Consider the following 21,060-nt stretch of genomic DNA (forward strand, 5'->3'; position numbering starts at 1 on the left):
GAAATTGAAATTGCAGGATTCAGGATTGAAACACAGGTTAAAACAGCGAGAGCATCACCCCAGTGTCGGATCGAAGCCGGTGCTTGTGATTTCCCACTGGCCTGCATAGAACTTCACGGGATCGTCGGGATTTCGCTGCCTGGCAATCCGGATGCGTCCCTCGTGCAACGCGGTGTGATGCTGCCTGCAGAGTGTGATGAGGTTCGCCTGCGAATGCTCTCCACCCGCCCACCAGGGATCATGGTGGTGCAGATCCAGCCAAAGGCGATTCCGGCACCCAGGAACACGGCACTGCCTTCCATCCCTCCACAGAACCGCACGGCGGGTTGCCGCGGGGATTGTGCGTCCTTGATCGGAGACTTCGATGGTCCCGTCGTCAAGATGCCGCGCCATGATAATGGAGGCATCGCACATCAATTGATCAACCTTTTCCGGGGAGACCCAACCTTTTCCACACTCCGTTTGAACCTCCCCGGCCGGAGGCAACACTTTTGTTTCCGCGGAAACATTTTTCGACGATCCTTCTCCGACATCCCCGCATCCCTTGCCCACATGGACCACGACCTGGAAATGATCGGCCGTGCGGGTCTCGTCAAACTCCGTGTTCAACATTTCCGCGGCCATATAGAGCAGCGCCTCTGAAGGCGGAACAGAGCCCCCCGCCACGCGGCGGATCTTTTCAATCGCCTGATGAATCATCTCCATCTCTTCGGCCGGAAGCTCAATGATGAGCCGGGTCATCTCCCGGTCCATCGGCTTCATATGAAAGAAGCGGTGCGTCCCCCTGTCGCCCTTTCGACTCCGGGCCACTTCCCACTCCAACTCCCGGGCCGTGAGCTCCAGCGCCTTATTGATCCATTCCTGTTCATTTTCCACGGTCGCCACCCTTGTAACGGCGCGGACCTTTGCGTAACTCAACTGTCCGTTTCTCAACACCTCTTCGAGACGCGACAATTCCCCCAGGGCCCGCGACACCCTCATCCGCTCTCTGGCGGCGACATCATCCACACCGAGAACCAGAGCCACATAGTCATTCATCGTGCAGCAACCAAAGCGCTCATGGCCGCGCACACGATCCATCTCGCGAAAAAGCCGCATCAATTCGGCATCGCCCCGCCGCGTGGCCTGAATCAAGCGCTGGATCGAGATGTGCAGATCCTGCACCTGTTTTGAGGAAGGGTCCTCACCCTCCACTGTCATCATGACGACATTGTTTTCCATGCAGGAATAATTGTGCAAGGAGTGTGCCGTCTGGCCGGCCTGGCGGTTCAGAAAACATCTATAGGCAAGATCTGCCAGGGTGTGATAGACTTTTCCAACGTTCTGTTAGTCGAGGCAAAGAGGCCGAAGCGCAACTCATGACCAGGCAGAATTCCCATCAGACAATGTCGACATATCTCGCCATCATGATTCTTCTGATAGGTCCCATAGCTTCAGCTCAACGGATCTACCCATGGGGAGATGAAGCGACGGGAGAGAACATCGCTCTCTCCCGGCATTTCTCTGCGTTGACATGAGGCCTGGCCGGGGACCGTTTTGCTGGAATCAGCAGAAGCGATCATTCCCCAATATATTTACTAATTTCTGAAATCTTCTCGATTGTTCTTTCTAGCTGATAGAGTGGCTCAAACGTGGACTCCTCGCTATAAAGGTGGGTTATTGTCTTCGAGGCGCCGTTGGAAAATTCAACGGACGTGATGCATGAGGGACAATCGTCAATGAGAGCATCATATCTGTCGTCCATTTCCAGATAGCCGGCTTTATGAAGAGCATGCGCCATCAGGGCGAGCTGCCCATATGAGACCAACCATCTGTGCTTGCCTCTCTTTTCCACAAAATCGATTCCATGATAGTGAACTTCTCCCGAATCCTTGATCTCGGCTTCATAAACCGGAGAGCTTCCAAGACTCGGCGTCCGCTGAATTCTTAGTTTTTTGAGCCTGTGCATTTTGTCTAAATTCCCTCCCCAAAATAGTTAGACGCACATGATGCCTCTAGCGGGGCAAGGACGGAACATTCGCCCTCATCACAACTATCGCTCTCTCCATGCTCCCCAGCGGCCAAACAATCGCCAGCCCTCACCCCGCTTGACTCACCGGCTATATTCTTTAAAGCCAGCAGCGTGCCACTTCGGGAGCAGAGGCCAACTTGTTGGTCGCAGGAGGGTTTGAGCTGAGCGCATTATTCTAAGAGGAGGGGATTTCAACCTCGATTGATATGAGTGAAACCCAGATTGAAACTCTGATCGCATCAATGGCAGGATCACCCCAGCATGATGCCCCGGTATGATGACGGAGGCATCGGCGATGTTTCCGCGGAAACATTTTTCGAAGACCCTTCACCGGCATCCGCTCTCCGGCGGCGACATCATCCACACCGAGCCCCAGAGCTACATGATAGATCCGTATTGTTGGATCAGGTTTTGCACACGGGAAAACAGACGAATTCTGTCCGGCCGGCTGAGACCTGATGTCAAATGAGAGGCTATTGAGATGCGCAGCGGCCTTGATATCACAGAATTCGAGATTCCGCAGCTTGCGAGGACCTTATCGCAAGGATGATAATTTATTGCAAGACTATGGCTTGCGAGGTTTCCACATGTGGCCATTGTTGCAATGGTACCATATATGGTACCATAAGGTTAAGATATTCGCATGAATCGCCGATTGAAACTATTGGAGAAAGCTCTGAACGATCCGGGCTCTCTGCGATTCCAGGAAGCCCGTCGGCTGGCGGAGAATTTTGGATTTGAACTTAGGCGAGTCCGAGGAAGCCACCATATCTTTACAAGAGACGGCTTTGATGGAGTACTAAACTTACAAATTGATAAGGGTCTGGCCAAGGACTATCAGGTCAGACAATTGCTCGCTGCCTTGCGCGATTTGAATTTGATTCAAGAGGAACCCGATACAAATGAATGAATATAGCATGCGGATATTTTGGAGCGAACCCGATGCAATGTTTGTTGCGGTGTGTCCGGAGTTTGAAACCCTCTCGGCTCTCGGCGCAACTCAGGAGGAAGCATCGAGGGAACTGAGAGTCGCCATTGACTTGGCCATTGAAATTTACCAGGAAGACGGCAAGCGTCTTCCAAAACCGATGAAAGCCGAAGCCTACAGCGGTCAATTCAGGGCCAGATTACCCAAATCACTGCATTCATGGCTGGCCGAATGCGCCAAGCTGGAGGGCGTTTCATTGAATACCATGCTGATAATGGCCGTCATGTCGGCAAAGACACAGAGCGCCGGCTATCACCATAGCGAGGAGCAGCCGGAACCCAGGCCCGGCCTTTTGACAACAGACAGGTCGGGAGTCGATTCGGAAACGCTCGTCACATCTGAGTCCAGATTCCAATACGGCCCGGCCAAAAACGTTAAGACCAATCACCTCTCGCTGGTGGCACGCGTGAACTAGGGACACGAGGAAATCATGGCGAAATTGCTGTGGGCTGTGCCCTGTCAAAAAATCATAACTGATCAGCAGACAAATGCCGTCAGCCATATCGAGGTCGTTGAGGCATTTCTTGCTCCCGAATTCCCCATAACGATTATTCCCATGCAGATCTCGACTCTGTGGCTGCAAGAAGAGATCAATGAGATTCTGGCAATGCGCCTGAGAATGCGCAATCCGCAAGGGAAACTGATTCTGGAATTCGAGTCTCCGAAGCAAATGAAACTCACCAAGAAGCGCCATCGCGTCAATGTCAGTTTCAGCAATATCACGCTTGATATTCCCGGTGAATACACTCTGATAATCGAGCAGAAGAAGAGCGGCAAGTGGCGCAAGGAAAGCACTCTGCCGGTGGATTTTAATCTCATGAAGTCGCAGAAAAAGTAATCTGCCTTGGGGTCGGACGTTCGATAATGGGGCGGGTCATCTCCCGGGCCGCGAGACTGTCATCATGACGACATTGTTTTTCATGCCAGGAATATTGTGCAAGGAGTGTGCCGTCTGGTTTTGACGACAGGTCGGTTTCGCCCAAAGGTTGGCGCACTTTCTGCTTGAAAAGAACCTGCAGACCGGGATGTTGACAATTCAACGCATATGGACTAAGCTCTAAGAGTCTAAAAACAGCCCGATCTATTCGTTATCTATCCAAGAGTCTTGGTTCCTCCAAGACCACGAATGATCGGGCTAACTTATTTGGGAATATTTATGCGAGATGGGAAATACGCCATACTGTTGGACGGCGGTTTCGTAATCAAGAAATTCCAATCCCAGAGTGGAAAATTCCCAATTGCTGAAGATGTCGTAAAGTTTTGTTCCGGTATTCGGGAAAATCCGCGCCTGCGTGACCTTCAGCTGCTTAGAATCTATTTCTATCATGCCTTACCCTCAACTGAAACCCTTGTAAATCCAATAGATGGGAGATCTATCAATTTTAGTACAACAACCCTCTACCGTGAATCACGGCGCTTGCTTGATACGCTTGAACTGGAAGATTCAGCCGGATTGGCTGAAACCGGATGTTAAGCAGAAGGGAGTTGATTTACGCATAGGGCTTGATATTGCAAGACTCTCCCTGCTGCACCTTGTCGATGTCATTGTTGTCGTAACCGGTGATAGCGATATGGTGCCCGCGTTCAAGTTTGCCAGACGAGAAGGCCTTAGAATCTACTTAGACCACATGAAACATGGGGTGCGCCGCGAGCTAAAGGCACACGCGGACTTAGTACTCTAAAAGTTCGCACCGTCACTAGTTCGACATTGCTTTTCATGAAGGGCTGAGGATAGGACCTGCGCCGCGGTTATTGGACTTCGAATAATCTGATGTGAAATACTTTTGTTTCTTGAAAGCGGATGCTGCTAAGGGAGGAATTATAAAATAAGGTTATGTTAATACTCTCAAAGGCGCGTTCTCAGACAGAGAGAACGGCGCCTCATCAAGTCATGGAGGCGGTTGCATATCAGCTTCCTCCTTTCCGGAGATGTTTCCCCAGTAACCCATGGCTTAGATCAGATCCCTATAGATACTGTCCCAGTCGCTGCCGGATAGAGCCTCGCGGATCGTCGACGTGCGCATATACGACAAGCACTTGGCTTTCTGATCCGGCGTCGCGTCGGAGAACATGCGCAAAGCGGCACCGACGGCGACCCAGCGCTCCCTGCCGTTGAGTCCGCAGGAATGAGCCGCCTGCTCAAACTCCTCGACAAGATCTTCCGGAAGCCTGGCGGTGATAAGCGCCTTTCCCATAATTCGTACCTCCTATTAGTAAGCAGCCAATTTTCCCAACCACATGACAACATTACCACAACCTTGAATTCTTGTCAAGCTAACGTGTTGTCACACAACATAATAAAGGTTATCTTAATAATATCCCGGCAGGCCGGCTATCTATTTCTGCAGCTCGATTTTTACTTGGAATGGCGGATGGTGGATGGCGTGCGACGGCCTAAGCGGCCGACCAAGAAACATTATGTTACTTTTTAAATAACCTGAGGTTTCTATCAGATCGATCTCGTTTAGCTCCGGATCGCCGCCCCCGCGGCCGCACGATTCCCGCTTTACGGGCTTTGGTATTCACGGTCGGCAGCGACACGTTGTATTTCTTCGCAATTTCACGGTAGGTCAGGTCGCCTTTCTTCAGATCTTCAATGATGCCTCTCTCCCGCTCAAGGCGAGCATCAGCACTCTTCGACCGGGAAACCTTCTTCGTGTAAGTCTTCCGCCTGACGGCGGTCCTTGCCGGTGACACAATCGATTTATCGGGTATCGTCTCCAACAGCTTCTCGATGGGGAGCGATTTCAAAATTCCTTCAACCAGGGATGGCGCAATTGGCTTTCCGGCGAGATCCTCGGCTTCTTCAGTCACGAGTTTAATCAATTCTTGATTCGGCTTTGAGATCAATCCGGTTAAAGCCTCGATTATCTTTTCAGTAACTTTGGCATCACTACAAATCACTTTGGCATTGCTCAGATAGGAGCGATCCGCGACATGCGCCTTTGCCAGCAGGGATATGAGTTTAGGCGCCAGGGCAGCCGGGGCTTCTTCCATGAAGTCAAGAGCGATTTCCTTGATGCCCGGGGATCTATCATCATCATCATCATCATCGTCGAGCAGGTGAATTCGCCACTTGATTCCGGTGGTCGCAATCGACATCGGGACCTCGGCGGCTATAACCCGGCCGATGAATCCGGCAATATCCTGAATCGCATTGCCGCGCTGCGGCACGACCTCAATCGGGATAAGATCGCCCCGCTCGCCACGCAGGGCGTAGGCGGCTTTCCGCCCTTCAAGCCTATAGCCTGGAACCAGCTCATCCACTTTAAACGGATTCCAGCCGAGATGGTTCAAGAGCGGCAATACGAGGCCTTGTTTGATAGCCTCTACATCGTAGGTTTGAAAGATCGGATTTGATTGGATCTCTGCTATGAATGCGGTCACGGCCTGCTGCATAGTGTCCTCCATGCTTGAATATCCCGAAAGGCTTCTTGTATTCGCTTCTAGTAAGCTCTCCCCTTCCCCCCACGCCCACCTTTTCCCGAACCAGGGGATCCCCCCTGAAAGCAGGCTGGCAAGTATATGCCGCATGACGAGTGGTTGACAATCTCAACGACTCGCTCACGAATTTCCCGCACAGCGATCATCTGGTCCATCCGCAATCGCCCACGGGCTCGATTTGTCTTAGCCGCATTGATCATATCCGGCAACAAGTCAGTTAAGACATCATAATATGTTTTCAGTCTCACTTTTTCGGAAAACATCGGTGGTTCAATGAGCAAGTCGAAGGAGTGGACTCCCTTGAGAGAGTAAATTTTAATGTACGTATTCCACTGATGGGCGATATTAACGAGCTTTTTATCCAGTTCTTCCCTGGCCTGCTCTTGATCAGTCTGTTGTCCGAAAACTCGATTCACAAGATTATAATCTTCAAGCCAGACCTTTAGAATTTTGCTGGATCTATTTTTGATTATTGGAATAAGGTATTCCTGTACGTTTGTATCCTCTCTATTTTGACCCATCTTGATACCACTTATTCATTATCGACTGTTTCACTGTAAAGTTCCTCAAGATCACCGCTCGATGAGGCGGCCGGAACGAGACCAAGCACATGCCGGCTTATCTCCCGCTTACGTTCCAGCAACGCATTCAGCTTGACGTCAAAACTGAAATCATCATACTCCGGATGCCTTGCGATGGGTATATGGGTGCTTACTTTTTTTTCTTGACCGATCCGATAGATACGATCTGTGCATTGGTCTTCGACCGCGGGATTCCACCATCGCGATAAGTGAATCACATGATTGGCAGAAGTCAGGGTGAGTCCTACACCGCCCGCTCGGGGCGAAAGAATCATTACATCAAACCCCCTGCCCTCCTGAAATTTGGTAACCATCCCTTTCCTTCGGTCCCCACTAACCTGGCCGTTTATAATCATGGGACGATGATCCATCTTGTAGCGACGCTGAATTAACCCCTGAAGGATTGGCTGAATAACCTTGAATTCTAGAAAGACAAGCACCCTCTCCTTCCTAGCATGGATCGCGTCTAGTATTTCAAAGGTTTTAATGAATCTAGCGGAGGAGGCGATGTACTCTTCGTCCGATAATTCTCCAATTGCCGGCTTGGGGTGAAGCGAGATGATTCTAAATTGATGAAGCGCCTGGAGCATCGCGCCCTTCTGTTTTCCGGCCAACTTGGCTGCTTTAACGACCTTTTTATATGTTTCCGCCTGAATCTGTGGCATTTCTTGCTCGTAATACCGTTCGGTCTTTTCCGGAAGTCCATCGAGCTCATCTGCTTTCATGCGGCGCAGCATAATTTTCGGAGATGTCTCCATCTCATTGAAATCATCTGTAATCTGTCTCTGCAAATCCTTCAGCAAATCTGTATCTATTGCCGGAGAGGAATCGTACTTGGCAACAAAGCTTTTCAAGTCCCGCAGAACGCCAGGCTGGCACGTATCGACAATCGACCAAATATCGGCAAGGCGGTTTTCAACGGGGGTGCCTGTCATTGTCAGCACAAAATCGGCATTGGACGCCACAGCCTTGCACTCTTCCGTTACAAGAGCATTCGGATTCTTTATCTTCTGCACCTCATCAAGGATCATTGCCGCCCATCGAATCCTACCGAAGCTATGAGAATAATCCCTGAGCGTCTCATACGTCGTCAAAACCCAAGAGGCATTTTCGAATTCGCGAACCCGAAGAACGGGGGCGCCCGTTTCGGCATCCGTACGCCCGCTCGCGTCGGGATGCCGCAAGGCCCGCAATCGTTCACCATAAGCCCGCAGTGGCAATCCAAGCCCACCGCCCAGCAGATGAAAATCGTGTTCGTCGGCCCAGTTCTGAAGCAGCCCCGTCGGGGCGACAATGAGAAATGGTTTTGGCTTCATCTGCTCCTGCGTTTGTTCCCGCATCCACAATAAGAAAGCAAGGCACTGAAGCGTTTTTCCAAGCCCCATGTCATCAGCCAAGAGGGCCCCCGGACTCCCCTCCAGCCAGTGTTTTTGCATCCATCGCACCCCGGTTTCTTGATGCGGCTTGAGTGTGCTCCGGATTCCTTTGGGAATTGAGGCGGCACCATTTCGCGGGTTCCAATCAGCGTAGGAGAAGCAAAACTCGTTGAGGTTGTCTTTATCCTGCAGCAGCAAAACGACCTTCTCTTTGGTCGGCTTGTCTTCCAGTCTAGTTTTTTCTAACGTGGAACCCTGCAGCGGTTTTTCAATTGTCTCAATTGATTCAAGCGTCTCAGTCGTGGCCGGAATCATAATCTCCTTATGCTCAACTGTCGGCTGGCTGATGGCCATCGCATCCTGAATTCTCTTCTTGAGCTCCGGGATTTCTTCGGCCGTCAACAGCACCTCGACACCATTGATAAGCAATCCGAACTCTTCGGGCGGCATCCATGGCTCTGTCGCCTTCTTTAAAAAAGGCAAAACTTTGGGAACCCAAATACCGGCGGCGGCAACCCTCTCACCATAGTCACTGGGCTCAAAGAACAGTCCGGCGAGGCATTCCTCAGATAATTCATCACCAAGTTGCTCGCGAAGAGCGGCATGGGGATTTGCGGCGAAGGCCCGACGCTCATTCTCTGGAGCCTCTTGCTTTTGCCTTACAACCTCCAAGGCCTTTCGAACAGGCTCATCGACAACAATATACATGCCGTTACCAAGTGCATATTGTTTCTTAGCATCACGAAACTTCCTAAAAGTTCTGGCAAGTTCCCGTTCAGAGGCAGGTGGTAACGATCGGGACGGTTCTTTGGGGGATTCGTCTTCTGTGGGATCTGCATAGTCCTCCACCGGTTTGAGCCCGGCGAGAAGATCTTCACGAACGAGAATTGGATCGAAAGTGAATCTCCCGAGTTCATCAGATCGAAATTCCAAAGTGAAGGATGTTCCCAACGCCACCTGCATTCCCTTTAAGTAGTCGTCGACAATTGCATCATCAGGAAGCAGCTGTTTTACCCGAGACCACTTAAGGAATCTTTCATCGTTATTCTCTGTTGGTTCAGCATTGAATTTATCAATGGATTCGACCAGAGAATAGATTGGATCAGGGATGATCCACTCGCGGCTGCCGGCGCGCAAAAACACCCCCTCTCGAATACTCCCGAGCAAAGGCCGGCTGTCTGAGGTCATGTAATCATAAGCGAGTTCAAAATCTTTGTCTGTCAAGAGCCCACGGCCTTCTAGAGAGAGTGTTAAGGGCGCCCACTCAGGAAGCATGAGTGAGTTGGTCTGCTGCCTATTCAACTGAGCTATGGCAGTGTACGGAATATGAATCAGACCGTCTGAGATCTCATCGGCCAGCTCATCTTCCAAGAGTGACATTAGGATGGGGATCGTTTTGCGATCCTTAGCCATCATTTTTTCAGCCATCAATGGCCATTCTTGAGATGAAATGCTCTCCGCCGTCCCGGTCAACCTGTACCGAACTCCGTCCTCTGCCTTCAACCACTCAATACCGATAGCCATCTCTCTCTCCTTCGGGCATATATTCCGGGTAGCTTATGAGAGCACCGGTTTCATTATAAATTTTATCTGATATTGTTTTCTGCCATTTCCCTGATTCGGATCCATGGTGAGTCACTTCGAAATCCCCACCGAGCCTTAGTCGTTGTGCATGATAATACCCTTGATACAACTCAGGTTTATTAGAGTCGGTGTTTTTATAAATGCGGCATTTGCCAGAATGACTCCACTCCGTGATCGTGATCGAGCCAATTTTCATGAAAAGCACCGATTGATTGCCTTGGCTTCCACCCAACGTTGCAGATTGTTCATAGCTGCCCGTCTTGTCATATCTGGCCCGCGCAGAGGCATGGCTGCCCAAGGCGACCCAGGCATCTTTGACAAATCCATTTTTATAATAGGCATCCCAAAACACGTGACGATAACGCCACATATGCTGCTGGGCCGTTTCGTCCAAAAGGTTAAAGAATTGCTTCAGTGAGGCGCCAACAAGCCAGCGATAGAGGACGTTCTGGGCTTGCTTGCCGATACCCTGCCAGGCGCCCTTGGAGATTCGGGGATCTCCAACGGTATCCAAAAGAAAAGATTGAATTGCCTTCTTTAAATTTTCAGGTGGCGTGTCTTCGATAAATGGCTCCAGGAGGGCCTCGGCCAACTCCCCCTTCGCTCCCTCGATACGAATTCTATCGCCCTCTCTGGCATATTTGAAGACACGCGTCAGACGGTTTTCTTCTACAGAGCCATTCTCCAATCCATTTCTTAATCTCCCGAATATTTCCGAAAATGTAACCTTCGCAAATAACCCCCTTGCCAATTCGTTGACGAGACCGGCCTCCTCATAAATATCAAGTATTGGTCTATCGCTTTCATAGATGAGCTTGGCCATTCTTTCAGGCCCATTTTTGTCCAAGAGATGGAAATTGTCTTCGCGGAGCCGTGCTTTTCTAAGGCCGACCAATTGACACTTCAAGAGATCCTTAACTCCAATTCTTATCGACTCGAAAGTCTGCCAGTCGGTTGGGTAATCGCGGAGAAATACATGCCAGAGAGAAATGATCGGGCCGGACCGAGGTTTATTTCGAAGCGTTTGTAGAAGTGCCGAGACAATCTTTGGATTTTTCCCCAGTACCGTTTGTTTTTTCAGTTCATAAAAAAGGACCCAAGGAGCCTGACGAAGATATTGGGGCGCCAGACTATTCAAATTCCCATTGGATGCAAATTCACGAACGATCGCTTTGTATGTGACTTCGGGATCAAAGTTCTCCGGTTCAGCTGGAGCAACGTCTTCATAGAGCTTTGACAGCTTTGGCAGTACTTTAGTCATCAATTGGGGCTGGAAGGCTTTGCCCAACTGTCTGATTTTTTTGAAATTCCACTCAAGAAGATTTTGCTTTAACCCGTCGACCATTGGATAAACCACCTACTGAATTTTTGATTTTTCGGCGAGACGGCGTTCCACCTCTTCTACAACCTCAGGAGAGGTTCGCGGAGGTGTCATGATAAACCTGAGATCAATTCGCCTATTTCCCGCCCGGCCTTCCGGAGTGAGATTTGTACTCTGATCTCCTCCAACGGGTCTGCGATCTGCATACCCACTTACACTAAAGATAGGCTGTCCCCTGGCATTGCGCAGAGAGTCAAGCTCCGCTCTCTGCGCCATCATTTCCTTGTAAGCACTCATCGCCCGCTGCGTCGACAGATCCCAGTTATCCTTGTATGGGCAGGCGGGGCCCAGAGGAATTGGATCGGTATGTCCCTCGATAAAAATGGCCTCGACCTTCCCCTTAAATTTGTTTTCATTATCGGGCGGGGGAAATTCCGGCGGTGGTGCCCCCGTATAGCGCGGTAACACGGTCGCCAATACATGCGACAATTTTGACATCGCATTTTGGCCGGATGGGCTTACCTCGGCACTGCCCGAAGCGAATAGGATCTTTTCAGGGATTCGCAAAATACCATGCTCCGGGTCTACCACAACATGGATGCCCTCACGTTTCATCTGCTCCGCAACATCTTCAAGAAGTTCCCGCCTTACTTGAAAGGCATTGGTCATGTCCGTTACAACACGCTTTTGCTCTCGAGTGACCCGGTTCAATTCATAGGCAAAGACCATAACAATGAGGATAAAAACAAAAAGGAGGCCGGCCATCAGATCGCTCACAGACATACTTTGCCCGCCCCAGGGCTTTCCTTCTGCTGATCTCTGTAACGGCAACCTTCTCACTTGCTCTAACTCCCCCCTGGAATCTTCGTTATAGTCACATACTAATATTCAACCAAAATCCTCTTCTAATCCTTTGCAGCCTGTAATTCCTCAACCGCTGCATTCAATTCCTGAATGGCGCCTGACAGCATCTGGGTGGCGCTACTCAAGCTTGTATCAAGATCTCTTACGAAATCTCTAATCTGATTCGTATAAGCCTCTACTCCGACATTTATTTCCTCAAAAGCCTTGGATAAAGCCCCATCCAGGCCCTCAAAACGATCGGACAAATCAACCCATGCCTTTCTTTGCTGATCGCTACCTTCTTGAAGAGAGGATGTTGCTTTGTCTAGATTAGCTGTCAAACCTAAAATTCCATGGAATGCAACCTGTTGAGCTTCCAAGGAAGCAATCATCCCTTTGGCTACTTCCTCCACTGGCCTCGCAGCATTTTCAAGAGAGCGATTCGCCGTGTCAATGTGGTCAATTGTCGTATGAAGATCCTGAAATGCTTGTCTGGACATTGTTGCGAGATTCTCCGCATCTTTGACCGATGCCGAAAAGCTATTGATTGAGGAGCCAAACTTGCCGATCTGCTTCTCTAACTCCCCCGCGCCTGATATGAGACTCTCACCAACTTGGGTTGCTGCTCCCTGTATCTTTGAGCTGGCGCCCGAGGCGGCCTGCTGCAAATTATCCCCTGCTTTGACTGCAGCCATGGTCACTGTCGAGGCAAGATTTGAGATCTGGCCTTCAATACGTTGCATGATTTGATTCATCGCCTCGTCGTTCGAACGGCGGGTTTCACTCATTTGGCTCGTAACTTCTCTGATAAGGGCCCTCATTTCATCCGCCGCCGATTTCGATGCCGCCACGAAACCTTCCCCCGCCTCATTTCCGGCGCCGGTCAGTCTGTCCGCAGTCTCCTTCATGCTATGTCCCAGCTCCCTGAGGGTGTCACCAATCGCGGTCATCTCCGTCCCGGCGGCTCCGGACAACGTGTTCTTGAATTCCGCGACCATGTCACGCAGCAGTTTTTCCTGCCCCTCTTGCCGATCAGCCTTTATGCCTTCGAGAGCGGTGATAGAGCGCTCCAAGAGTGGGCCAAACCGCCCCGCCAGACGCTCATCCAGGGCAGAAGAAATGGATATGGCAAGATCGGTATTGAATCTCTCAAGCTGTACCGTTTGCCGTTTCGATTCGCTGAGATTTTCCTGGGTCAGGCCTTCTATTGTTACTCGTTCCAGATGGGCATCGAGAATGTCACACCATTCTTCTATCCCGACTTGTATTTTGTATAGCCATGATTTCATTTTCCAAGAAACGATCAGCGAGAAAAACAAACCAACTAAGGAAGTTGAAAATGCCAATGACGCGCCACCCAATAGGTTCGACAAGGCCCCCCTCATTAGCTCAACTTCGGCAGAGACAAGTCCCGCCCTCGCCAAAAATATGCCGATAGTTAAACCAACAAATGTTCCCAGAATTCCCGTTCCAGTAAGGTAATTGGGGAATTCATTATAGAAACGAAGATCTACATTATTCTCGACAATGGTTGTAAAGTTAAAAAAGTAGTTCGAGTCAACGGTCGATTTAATTTTCTGGGTTTCATCTTTATGAGGATAAACCAGAGCCTTCTTAAATTCCGTCCAGGACGGCTCGATGGCCGGTGTCGCCGTAGCAAAGGCATTAAAATCCTCAAAGCCTTTGACGAAGGCTTCAGAACACTCGATTGACTTTATCTTCTCTTTCGCTTTTTCGACGAGAACCTTGAGCGGCTTTGTCTTCCGCCGGAAACCCAAGTAGTAGGCGGAGAGGGCCCAAATGATGATAATCAGACACCAGCCGACGGCTAATGCGGCCGTCCAGCCAAACTCTGCGTACTTTTCAACAATCCACTCCAGCATTTCACCTCCACATCAATTCACATTGACAAACAACCAAATCACTTCGGCGGATGAGCCAGGCTGGGATCGCCGGGGGGCGGATCCAAGCGGGTCTTGTATGGCTTGCCGGTCTTCATGGCCGCGGCCATCTCGTCGTAGATTTCGAGGATGACGCGCTTGGTGCGGTATTCACCGTGCTTTTTCTCGTCTTTACGTTTCACGATGGGGAAAGTGTCCATGATGTAATCGACGTCGTCGCGGTTGATGCCGTAGAGATGAAAGTAGGCGGCGTCGAGCTCGCAGCGGATGAGGAAGCGGCGGGCGGGATCATAGCGGAAGGGCGGATGGTCCAAATTGAATTCTTTTGCATAATGACCGAGTTCATTTGCTACATATATCATTTCTAAGGATCTGGATCCCACCCACTCGCCAAGATCAATGAATGTATCCCTATTCTTTGAATCATAATCAGAGGGGTCGAGAGTTGGAAATTGGTTGAGATAATTATAGGTCAAATGTATACCGCCAATCTTCTGTCTTGCTGCATAGTCGAGCGCAAATGTTGACAAGTTTGCGAGAAGATCAGCGACTTTTCCCCCATGTCGTAGCTGAATTAGCAGAAGGGGACAAGTGTGCCCCACCCCCACCCTTGGCACAACCCCCGCAATCACCGTCCGCTCATCCGTGCTCCGGCAAATATCCCGCCAGCCCAGCAACCACCCCCGATCCCATTTCCCCGCCAGGCGCTGTTCCACCTCCGTTTCCGCCACCCAATAGCGCGGCATCGGCGCGTAGTTGGGGTCTTGCAAGCGCGCCAGCGGGACGTCGGGAAGCTGGGTGCTCTTGGAGTCCTCCGGCAGATCGGCGTAGTCGCCGAAACGGTGGTTGAAATGATGAATCATCTTCGCTTCGTACAACGGCAAGTACCGCTCCTTCCCCCGCGCAAAGATGTTCCCCTTCAGCTTGAAGCCGGCGCCCTCGAGTTCGTCCCGGGTGCGGAAGAGGCCGGAGTCGTTGGACATATGAAACATCGTCGCAAAACGAATCCCCCACGGGTTCTCCTCCGGCCGCCCATCCCGCGCCTCGCGGATCAATACCGGCACCCGCTGATAGATCCCCTTGGTGATCTCGGCGTCGCGCCGCGTCCGGAAGATCGGGCAGGTGCGCGTGTTGGGATTCAGCAGCTCCAGGTCTTCGGCCGACAAGGTGAAACGCCGGTTCTCCTCGCGCAGATCGGAGACCTGGTGCGCGAAGAAGACAAACTCGGCCCCCTCACCGGCCGGCCGCCCCGACCCGGCCAGGGTGAGGAGGCAGAATTTATAGCTGCGATGAACTCCCTGAAATATCCCATTCCGGTTTTCAAAATCGTAGAGGCTCACCAGCGAGCGCTTGTCCATCAGATCCTGAAAGAAAAACTTCGTCGTGTCGTCCGTCGCAATCCCCGACGGAACAATACAGCCCGAGCGCCCGGCCGGACCGGCCAGATCCCGGATGAGTTCAGCGAAGACGGCGTAGGTGTTGACGTCGCCGCGGCCGCCGAGCGGGTAACGCGCCGAATCGCGAACGATGTGGCTGGCCCCCTCGGCTTCCCGCTTGGCTTCCTGGAAGGCCTGCGACAGTTCGGGATTCGTCTTTATCAATTTATTGATCAACCGGCCGCGGGCGGCGGCGTTGGGGGCGGTGGCGACCTCCGGGTCCCGCGTGGCGAAGAATTCCTTTTCTTGTAATTTGATCCGCTCCCATGGTGGATTCCCCAGCACCGCGTCGAATCCGCCCGACCAGCCGCACTTATCATTCGAGGGCCGCTCCGATCCTTCCGGCACCTGAAAGACCTCGGGGAAGGCGAGATGCCAGTGGAAGAATTGGTAACGCTCCCGCAGCCGCTCGATCTCATTCACGACAGAACGCGCCACCCGCTCGGGGTCGGCCTCGATCCGCCGGAAGAGGTCCGAGGTAATGCCGTGCGCCGAAGAGGATCCGGCCGCGTCGCCGTCCAATGCTCCGCCGGGGGCCGATCCGTCTTTCTTCCAGACGAAGGCGGCGCACCAGGCGTCGGCGGCGAGGCGTTTCTCACGATACGCGGCCGACGCCACCGTCTCCTGATAGAGCCGCCTCTTCTTCTCGTGCGCGCCGGGCGAGTCATCGGCCGCGTCGCGCAGCAGTGAGAAGGTGTCCGACAGCGCCCGCATCCCCTTGGGCGGAGCCTCGCGGAAGAGCGATTGCTGGCCATGGCGCTCCACCTTGTTTTGTTTCTTCAAGGCGGCGCAGATCTTCTTGTCGTCCCCCTGGATCGGCTTGAAAGCGTCGTCGGGAATGCCATCGGCCATGAGGGCCGGGGTCGCGCCGAGCAAAGAGTTGCCGCACTGGATATGATGATCCAAGAATGTTAAAGTCTTGCCCGGCTCCAGCGCCTCCATCCAGAGATTGATCTTGCACAATTCCACCGTCATCGGATTGATGTCGACGCCGTAGATGCAGCGGCCGATCACATCGCGGATCGCGCTGCGGCGGGCCTCGGCGGAGGGCTCCTCCTCATCGGTTCTGACGGCGGCGAGGCGTTTGGCGAGGCGCTGCGCGGCGGCGACGAGGAAATGCCCCGATCCGCAGGCCGGGTCGCAGATCTTGAGATCGAGCAGGGCCTGCTCGGCCGCGGCGGCGTCTTTCTTCGCGACGGCGTCGTCGGCGACGGGGTCGAGGGCCGAGTCGAGCAGGCAGCGGATCAGCTCGGTCGGCGTGTAATACGATCCGGTCGTCTTGCGGTCGCTGCCGGCGGCGATATCGAGGCGGAAGATATGGCCGCCGTTCACCGTGGGGTGCTGTTCGAGCAGCGACTCGTAGACCGATCCGAGCTCTTCCGCGCCGAGGTTGCGGTAATCGATCGGCCGGCGCCCATGCCCATCCTCCATATAAGAGAGGTGGCGGATGGCGTCCAGCAGGTCGCGGTTGCCGATATCCGCCGTTTCCAAATCGCGGATCGCGTCCGGGGAGAAGAGAAATCCGCCCAATGCGGGAAGGCCCAATTCACCGCAGGCGTCATGCAGGCGGGTGAGGACCTCTTTCAGGCCCTGGTAGAGATCGGCGTGGTTCGATCCGCGGATCCGGTCGGCGAGGCGGCGCAGGCGCTTGGTTGAATAATGTTCGCGGTAGATCTCCTGGATCGCGGCGGCCGTTCCGGGCATGAGGAGCAGCTCGCGGTCCTCGGCGACGAAGAGAAAGAGCAGGCGGTAGACCATGCGCAGGATCTGGTGGTAGTAATCCTCGACCGCGCCGTTTCCGGCGGCGATCCGCTCCCGCAATGTTTCATTTTTCGGATGGCGCAGGAAGCCGGTTCCCAGCGCCTCGATCGCCTGCTCCACGCCGTCGCGCAGGTGGTCGAGGACACGGCTCCCCTCCTCGACGGCGGTCTGGTACCAGCGCTCCAGCCAGCACTGCTCCGGGCGCTCCCCCTCGGGGACCTCGATTCGCGATTGATGCGCCAGCATCCAGAACAGCACAAAGTCGGAGTAGACCTCCCCCTCCATCATCGCCTGCAGGTCGAACTCGATGTAGGCGGCGCGGCTGAGGCTGACATTGTCGCGCAGGATGCGCAGGCTGAGGCCGTTTGAGGCGAATCCCCAAAGATAGTCGTCCGATCGGTTGAGGAATTCCTGAATGAGGCTGTGGGGGCTGACGCGGGCGGCGCCGCGCACGCCGGTCGAGCGCCGGTCGAGCGGCCGGCGGAACGAGACGAGGTGGATCGGCGTCTGGTCCCAGAGATGGCTGATGGCGTAATGGCGCCCCTCCATCTCGATGGCGCGCTGCGGGCGCAGGCGGCCGTAGCCGAGCTCCTGGAAGAGGATCAGCAGCCAGCGCTCGCGGGTGAGGCTCGTGCCGGAATCCGATTCGGGCAGATTCTCCATCGCCGCGCTGAAACCGCTCCAGGCGCCGAGCAGACGGTTCCAGGCGCGGTTGGCCGCTTCGTTGATCCGCTCGCGCTTGGCCAGGTGGTAGGCGTCGGGGGTGAGGCCCTTGAGGGAGCCGTCGCCCTGGATCATCCGCTGCAAGAGGTCGGGGGGGAGAAAGGCCCCCTCGATTTTCACCGTGCTGAAGGTGTCCGTTCGTCTCGACATCGAATGTGGTTCTTTCTCCGTGCTGTTCCGTGACGCCTCTTATACAATGCCCCGCCCGCTACTCCGCGGGAAGGAAAAGATAGAGGCCCAAAACATCCGCCGGAAGCTCCGGGCGCACCTGATACGTCACTTTCTCCTTCGCCCTGTGCGCGCGGACGCGGCGGTGGGCCTCGAGGAGTTGATCGCCCCGGCTGTCCGCCTGCTTATCCAGCGCGGGGCGGATTTTGTTAAAGTCCTTGATCGCCTTGTCCAGCAAGGCGACCTGCTCTGCCTTCCCGATATTGGCGGACGGCTTGGCCGCCATCAGCCGCGCCACGGCGTCATCCGCCAGCCAGCGCGGTCCGCTTTTCGTCTGGATAAAGGCCAGCGGATGCGCTTCCTCGGCCAGCAGTTCCTTGACGCCTCCGTTCCGGCGGATCAGATGGTAGCGGAAGCGAACCAGAAGGATTGTCGTCGGATCCTCGACGTCGCGGGTGCGGATGACGCCGCAGCGGCGCGCCTTCCCCCCGCCTTGCGATTCCAGCGCCGAACTGACGACATAATCGGCCATCCCCTCGACAATGGGATGGGTGCGGCTGAGATAGATTTCGCCGGGCTGTTTGGGCAGTTTGAAACGGGCTTCGAATGTGGAGAGGCCCTCGCACGCCTCCCGCATGGGGACCGGCGCCTCCTCGAGATGGAAACGCAGGTGGCTGTTCATCGGCTCGACGTGGCCGCCGTACATCATGATCGCGTCGCGGAGGAAGCGCTCGACATCGATGCCCGACCCGACGGCCGCGCGCGCCGCCTCCAGCTCGCGGGCGACGTCGTCGACCTTGATCCCCTCCTGGGCGAACATCGTGCGGGATCGCTTCTCGCGGGCGGTGACATCGTCCCACTCCTTATGCAGCTGGTTTTTGTTATCGCGCAGGAATTCGAAACTCATCTGATCGATCTTCGAGTGGTCCCGCATCAGCAGGCCCTCGAAGATCGCCTCCACGACGGCGTTGGTGTCGACCGGAACGGGCACGGAGATGCCGAGGGAGCTGCGGATCGTTTGATGCTTGCGCAGCAGCACATCGAGGACCATCCCGTCGATGCCGTTGTCGATGCCGTAATAGGTGAGGGCGCGCACCGTCGGGCTGGCCTGGCCGTATCGATCGACCCGCCCCTCCCGCTGCTCATGGCGCGTCGGATTCCAGCTCAGGTCGTAGTGCATGACGGCGTTGAAATGCTCCTGCAGGTTGATCCCCTCGCTGAGGCAGTCGGTGCAGACGAGGACGCGGGGCGCCCCTTGCGCCAATTGTTGAACACGGATCTCCCGTTCGGCGTGCGGGATGTCGCCCGTGACGGCGGCGACATTTACATTGTTGCCGAGAAGGGCGCGCATCTGCTCCGCCACATATTCGGCGGTGGGGATAAAGCGGCAGAAGATGATCGGGTTGTAACCCTCGCGGATGAGCGTCCGGACGCACTTGACAGCGCCCTGAAGTTTTAGGTCCTGCTCGCCTTGAAGGGCATGCGCCTCCTCCGCCATCTCCCGGAGGCGCCGGCGCAGCGATGATCCGGCCTGTTTTGAGTTTGCGGCGCCATAGGGGCGTTTTGCTGCATCCGCGACGGCGGGGAGGTCCGCCTCTTCGGCATCCGTCTCATCTGATCCCGGATCGCTGCCGGGGATGACATCGAGGGCGTCCACGGCATCCGAATCTTCGAGATCCAGGATCTGGCGGCGGCCGATCTCATCCGCCTCTTCCGGCGTCTGCGTGTCAGCCGAGGAGCTGCGCGCCTGCAGCGTGGCCGCGGCCGAGGCGGGGCTGCTGGCCAGCGAACGCAGGAGGGCCAGAGCCGACCACCACCGCACCCGCTGGCGGTGGCGACCCCCGGTTTCATCGCTCACCGTCTCACGGGCATAGTCGATCACGCGGTTGAACAATTTGCGGTAAGCGGGACTCAATTTGTAATGATCTTCCGCATCCTGCCGCTGGGGAAAGACGGTTTCATCCGACATGTAGGTGCGAATATCGGCCCGGCGGCGTTGTACAAAATGGCCCGCCACCCGGCGGCGGAGGGAAGCCTGCGCGGGGCCGGCCAGATCCTCGGGAAGCCCGGAGAACTCGGGATCGAGAAACCCCAAGAGCGAGCGGAAGGCCGCTTCTTTGCCGCTGTGGGGCGTGGCGGTGACCAAAATGAGATGGCGCTGCGGATCGGCGGCGAGGGATTTGACCACGGAGTAGCGCTGATGCCGCGACCGGCTTCGGATTTCATCGTAGGAACAGGAATGCGCCTCATCAACGATGACGAGATCGGGGCAGGTTCGTATGAAATCATCGCGGCGGCGGTCGGATTTGATATAGTCGATCGACACAATGACGCGGGGGTAGCGCTCGAAGAGCGATTCCCCAAGGCGGCATTGCCGCTCGAGCCGTCGTACCGTTCCCGCCATCACCAGCTCGGTGCTGAGATGGAATTTTTCCGCCAGCTCCCTTTGCCACTGCTCGGCGAGATGCGGCGGGCAGAGAACGGCCAGGCGCGAGCCCTCGCCGCGGTCGATGAGTTCGCGCGCGATAAGAGAGGCCTCCACCGTTTTGCCGATGCCGACATCATCGCCGATGAGGAGGCGCACCGGATCCTGCTTCAGGGCCATGAGCAGGGGCACCAGCTGATAGGGCCGCGGCTCCACAGCGATTCGGCCGAAGCAGCGAAAGGGACCGGCGCTCCAGCGGATGCCGAGCCGCAGCGCGTCGCGCAGCAGCCTGCCCGAGCGGTAATCGCCGGCGTCATGGGGATCCGGCAGATCGAAGCTCGCCGGCTCGACCGGCTCGAGCGAGGTGAGGATTCCGGCGATTTCGTCGTCGACGCCGCCGAGGGGGCGCAGCAGCAGCAGCTCCTCATTCGACCCCGGCAGCACAACCCACTCGCGCCCCCTGGCTTTGACCAGGGCGCCTATCGTGAATTCCATAGT

17 protein-coding genes are annotated in these 21,060 nt (G+C 54.6%); 6 read left to right on the forward strand and 11 right to left on the reverse strand.

The annotated features are described in order from the left end of the window. Window positions 1-54: 54 nt before the first annotated feature. Both KJ970_15740 and KJ970_15745 read right to left on the reverse strand, forming a co-directional pair. Window positions 55-1,221, reverse strand: a complete 1,167-nt coding sequence (locus KJ970_15740; protein ID MBU2692375.1) for an HNH endonuclease — start codon at window positions 1,219-1,221, stop codon at window positions 55-57. A 337-nt stretch (window positions 1,222-1,558) separates the two neighbouring features. Next, window positions 1,559-1,948 carry a hypothetical protein gene (locus KJ970_15745; GenBank protein ID MBU2692376.1) on the reverse strand — a complete coding sequence of 130 codons (390 nt, stop codon included), beginning with the start codon at window positions 1,946-1,948 and terminating at the stop codon, window positions 1,559-1,561. 706 nt (window positions 1,949-2,654) lie between these two features. Here KJ970_15745 and KJ970_15750 point away from each other — a divergent pair. The 5 genes from KJ970_15750 to KJ970_15770 all read left to right on the forward strand — a co-directional run bounded on the left by KJ970_15750 (window position 2,655) and on the right by KJ970_15770 (window position 4,681). Beyond that, on the forward strand, window positions 2,655-2,921 hold the full coding sequence (locus KJ970_15750) for a type II toxin-antitoxin system HicA family toxin (protein MBU2692377.1): 267 nt from the start codon (window positions 2,655-2,657) through the stop codon (window positions 2,919-2,921). Then, on the forward strand, window positions 2,914-3,414 hold the full coding sequence (locus tag KJ970_15755; protein ID MBU2692378.1) for a type II toxin-antitoxin system HicB family antitoxin: 501 nt from the start codon (window positions 2,914-2,916) through the stop codon (window positions 3,412-3,414). The genes KJ970_15750 and KJ970_15755 overlap by 8 nt, the downstream gene beginning before the upstream one ends. Window positions 3,415-3,429: 15 nt before the next feature. Beyond that, on the forward strand, window positions 3,430-3,837 hold the full coding sequence (locus KJ970_15760; protein MBU2692379.1) for a hypothetical protein: 408 nt from the start codon (window positions 3,430-3,432) through the stop codon (window positions 3,835-3,837). Between the two features lie 288 nt (window positions 3,838-4,125). Further along, entirely contained in the window at window positions 4,126-4,473 is a 348-nt protein-coding gene (locus KJ970_15765) for a hypothetical protein (GenBank protein MBU2692380.1), read from the forward strand. Continuing rightward, window positions 4,364-4,681 (forward strand): NYN domain-containing protein, encoded by a 318-nt coding sequence (locus KJ970_15770; protein ID MBU2692381.1) that lies wholly within the window; start codon window positions 4,364-4,366, stop codon window positions 4,679-4,681. The genes KJ970_15765 and KJ970_15770 overlap by 110 nt, the downstream gene beginning before the upstream one ends. 270 nt (window positions 4,682-4,951) lie before the next feature. Here KJ970_15770 and KJ970_15775 read toward each other — a convergent pair whose 3' ends face one another. Then, window positions 4,952-5,194 carry a hypothetical protein gene (locus KJ970_15775; protein ID MBU2692382.1) on the reverse strand — a complete coding sequence of 81 codons (243 nt, stop codon included), beginning with the start codon at window positions 5,192-5,194 and terminating at the stop codon, window positions 4,952-4,954. A gap of 87 nt (window positions 5,195-5,281) precedes the next feature. Here KJ970_15775 and KJ970_15780 point away from each other — a divergent pair, with 87 nt between their 5' ends. After that, window positions 5,282-5,431: a hypothetical protein gene (locus KJ970_15780; GenBank protein ID MBU2692383.1), complete on the forward strand. Its 150-nt coding sequence runs from the start codon at window positions 5,282-5,284 to the stop codon at window positions 5,429-5,431. On the opposite strand, the gene KJ970_15785 is transcribed toward KJ970_15780, so the two are convergent. The 8 genes from KJ970_15785 to KJ970_15820 form a co-directional block, all read right to left on the reverse strand. Then, window positions 5,421-6,398 carry a hypothetical protein gene (locus KJ970_15785; protein ID MBU2692384.1) on the reverse strand — a complete coding sequence of 326 codons (978 nt, stop codon included), beginning with the start codon at window positions 6,396-6,398 and terminating at the stop codon, window positions 5,421-5,423. The two genes, KJ970_15780 and KJ970_15785, sit on opposite strands and share 11 nt — an antisense overlap. Window positions 6,399-6,445: 47 nt before the next feature. Then, the gene (locus tag KJ970_15790; protein MBU2692385.1) at window positions 6,446-6,964 is read right to left on the reverse strand and encodes a hypothetical protein; all 519 of its coding nucleotides are present in this window, start codon (window positions 6,962-6,964) and stop codon (window positions 6,446-6,448) included. An 11-nt stretch (window positions 6,965-6,975) separates the two neighbouring features. Then, entirely contained in the window at window positions 6,976-9,924 is a 2,949-nt protein-coding gene (locus KJ970_15795; protein MBU2692386.1) for a DEAD/DEAH box helicase, read from the reverse strand. After that, on the reverse strand, window positions 9,908-11,329 hold the full coding sequence (locus tag KJ970_15800; protein MBU2692387.1) for a hypothetical protein: 1,422 nt from the start codon (window positions 11,327-11,329) through the stop codon (window positions 9,908-9,910). The genes KJ970_15795 and KJ970_15800 overlap by 17 nt, the downstream gene beginning before the upstream one ends. A gap of 12 nt (window positions 11,330-11,341) precedes the next feature. Further along, window positions 11,342-12,088 (reverse strand): OmpA family protein, encoded by a 747-nt coding sequence (locus KJ970_15805; protein MBU2692388.1) that lies wholly within the window; start codon window positions 12,086-12,088, stop codon window positions 11,342-11,344. A 122-nt stretch (window positions 12,089-12,210) separates the two neighbouring features. Continuing rightward, entirely contained in the window at window positions 12,211-14,031 is a 1,821-nt protein-coding gene (gene zorA, locus KJ970_15810; GenBank protein MBU2692389.1) for an anti-phage defense ZorAB system ZorA, read from the reverse strand. Between the two features lie 38 nt (window positions 14,032-14,069). After that, window positions 14,070-18,119, reverse strand: a complete 4,050-nt coding sequence (locus KJ970_15815; GenBank protein ID MBU2692390.1) for an SAM-dependent methyltransferase — start codon at window positions 18,117-18,119, stop codon at window positions 14,070-14,072. Window positions 18,120-18,177: 58 nt separating this feature from the next. Next, the gene (locus KJ970_15820) at window positions 18,178-21,057 is read right to left on the reverse strand and encodes a DEAD/DEAH box helicase (protein ID MBU2692391.1); all 2,880 of its coding nucleotides are present in this window, start codon (window positions 21,055-21,057) and stop codon (window positions 18,178-18,180) included. Window positions 21,058-21,060: the final 3 nt, after the last annotated feature.

This window comes from Candidatus Eisenbacteria bacterium, assembly GCA_018831195.1.
In the GTDB taxonomy this organism is placed as follows: domain Bacteria; phylum Eisenbacteria; class RBG-16-71-46; order CAIMUX01; family JAHJDP01; genus JAHJDP01.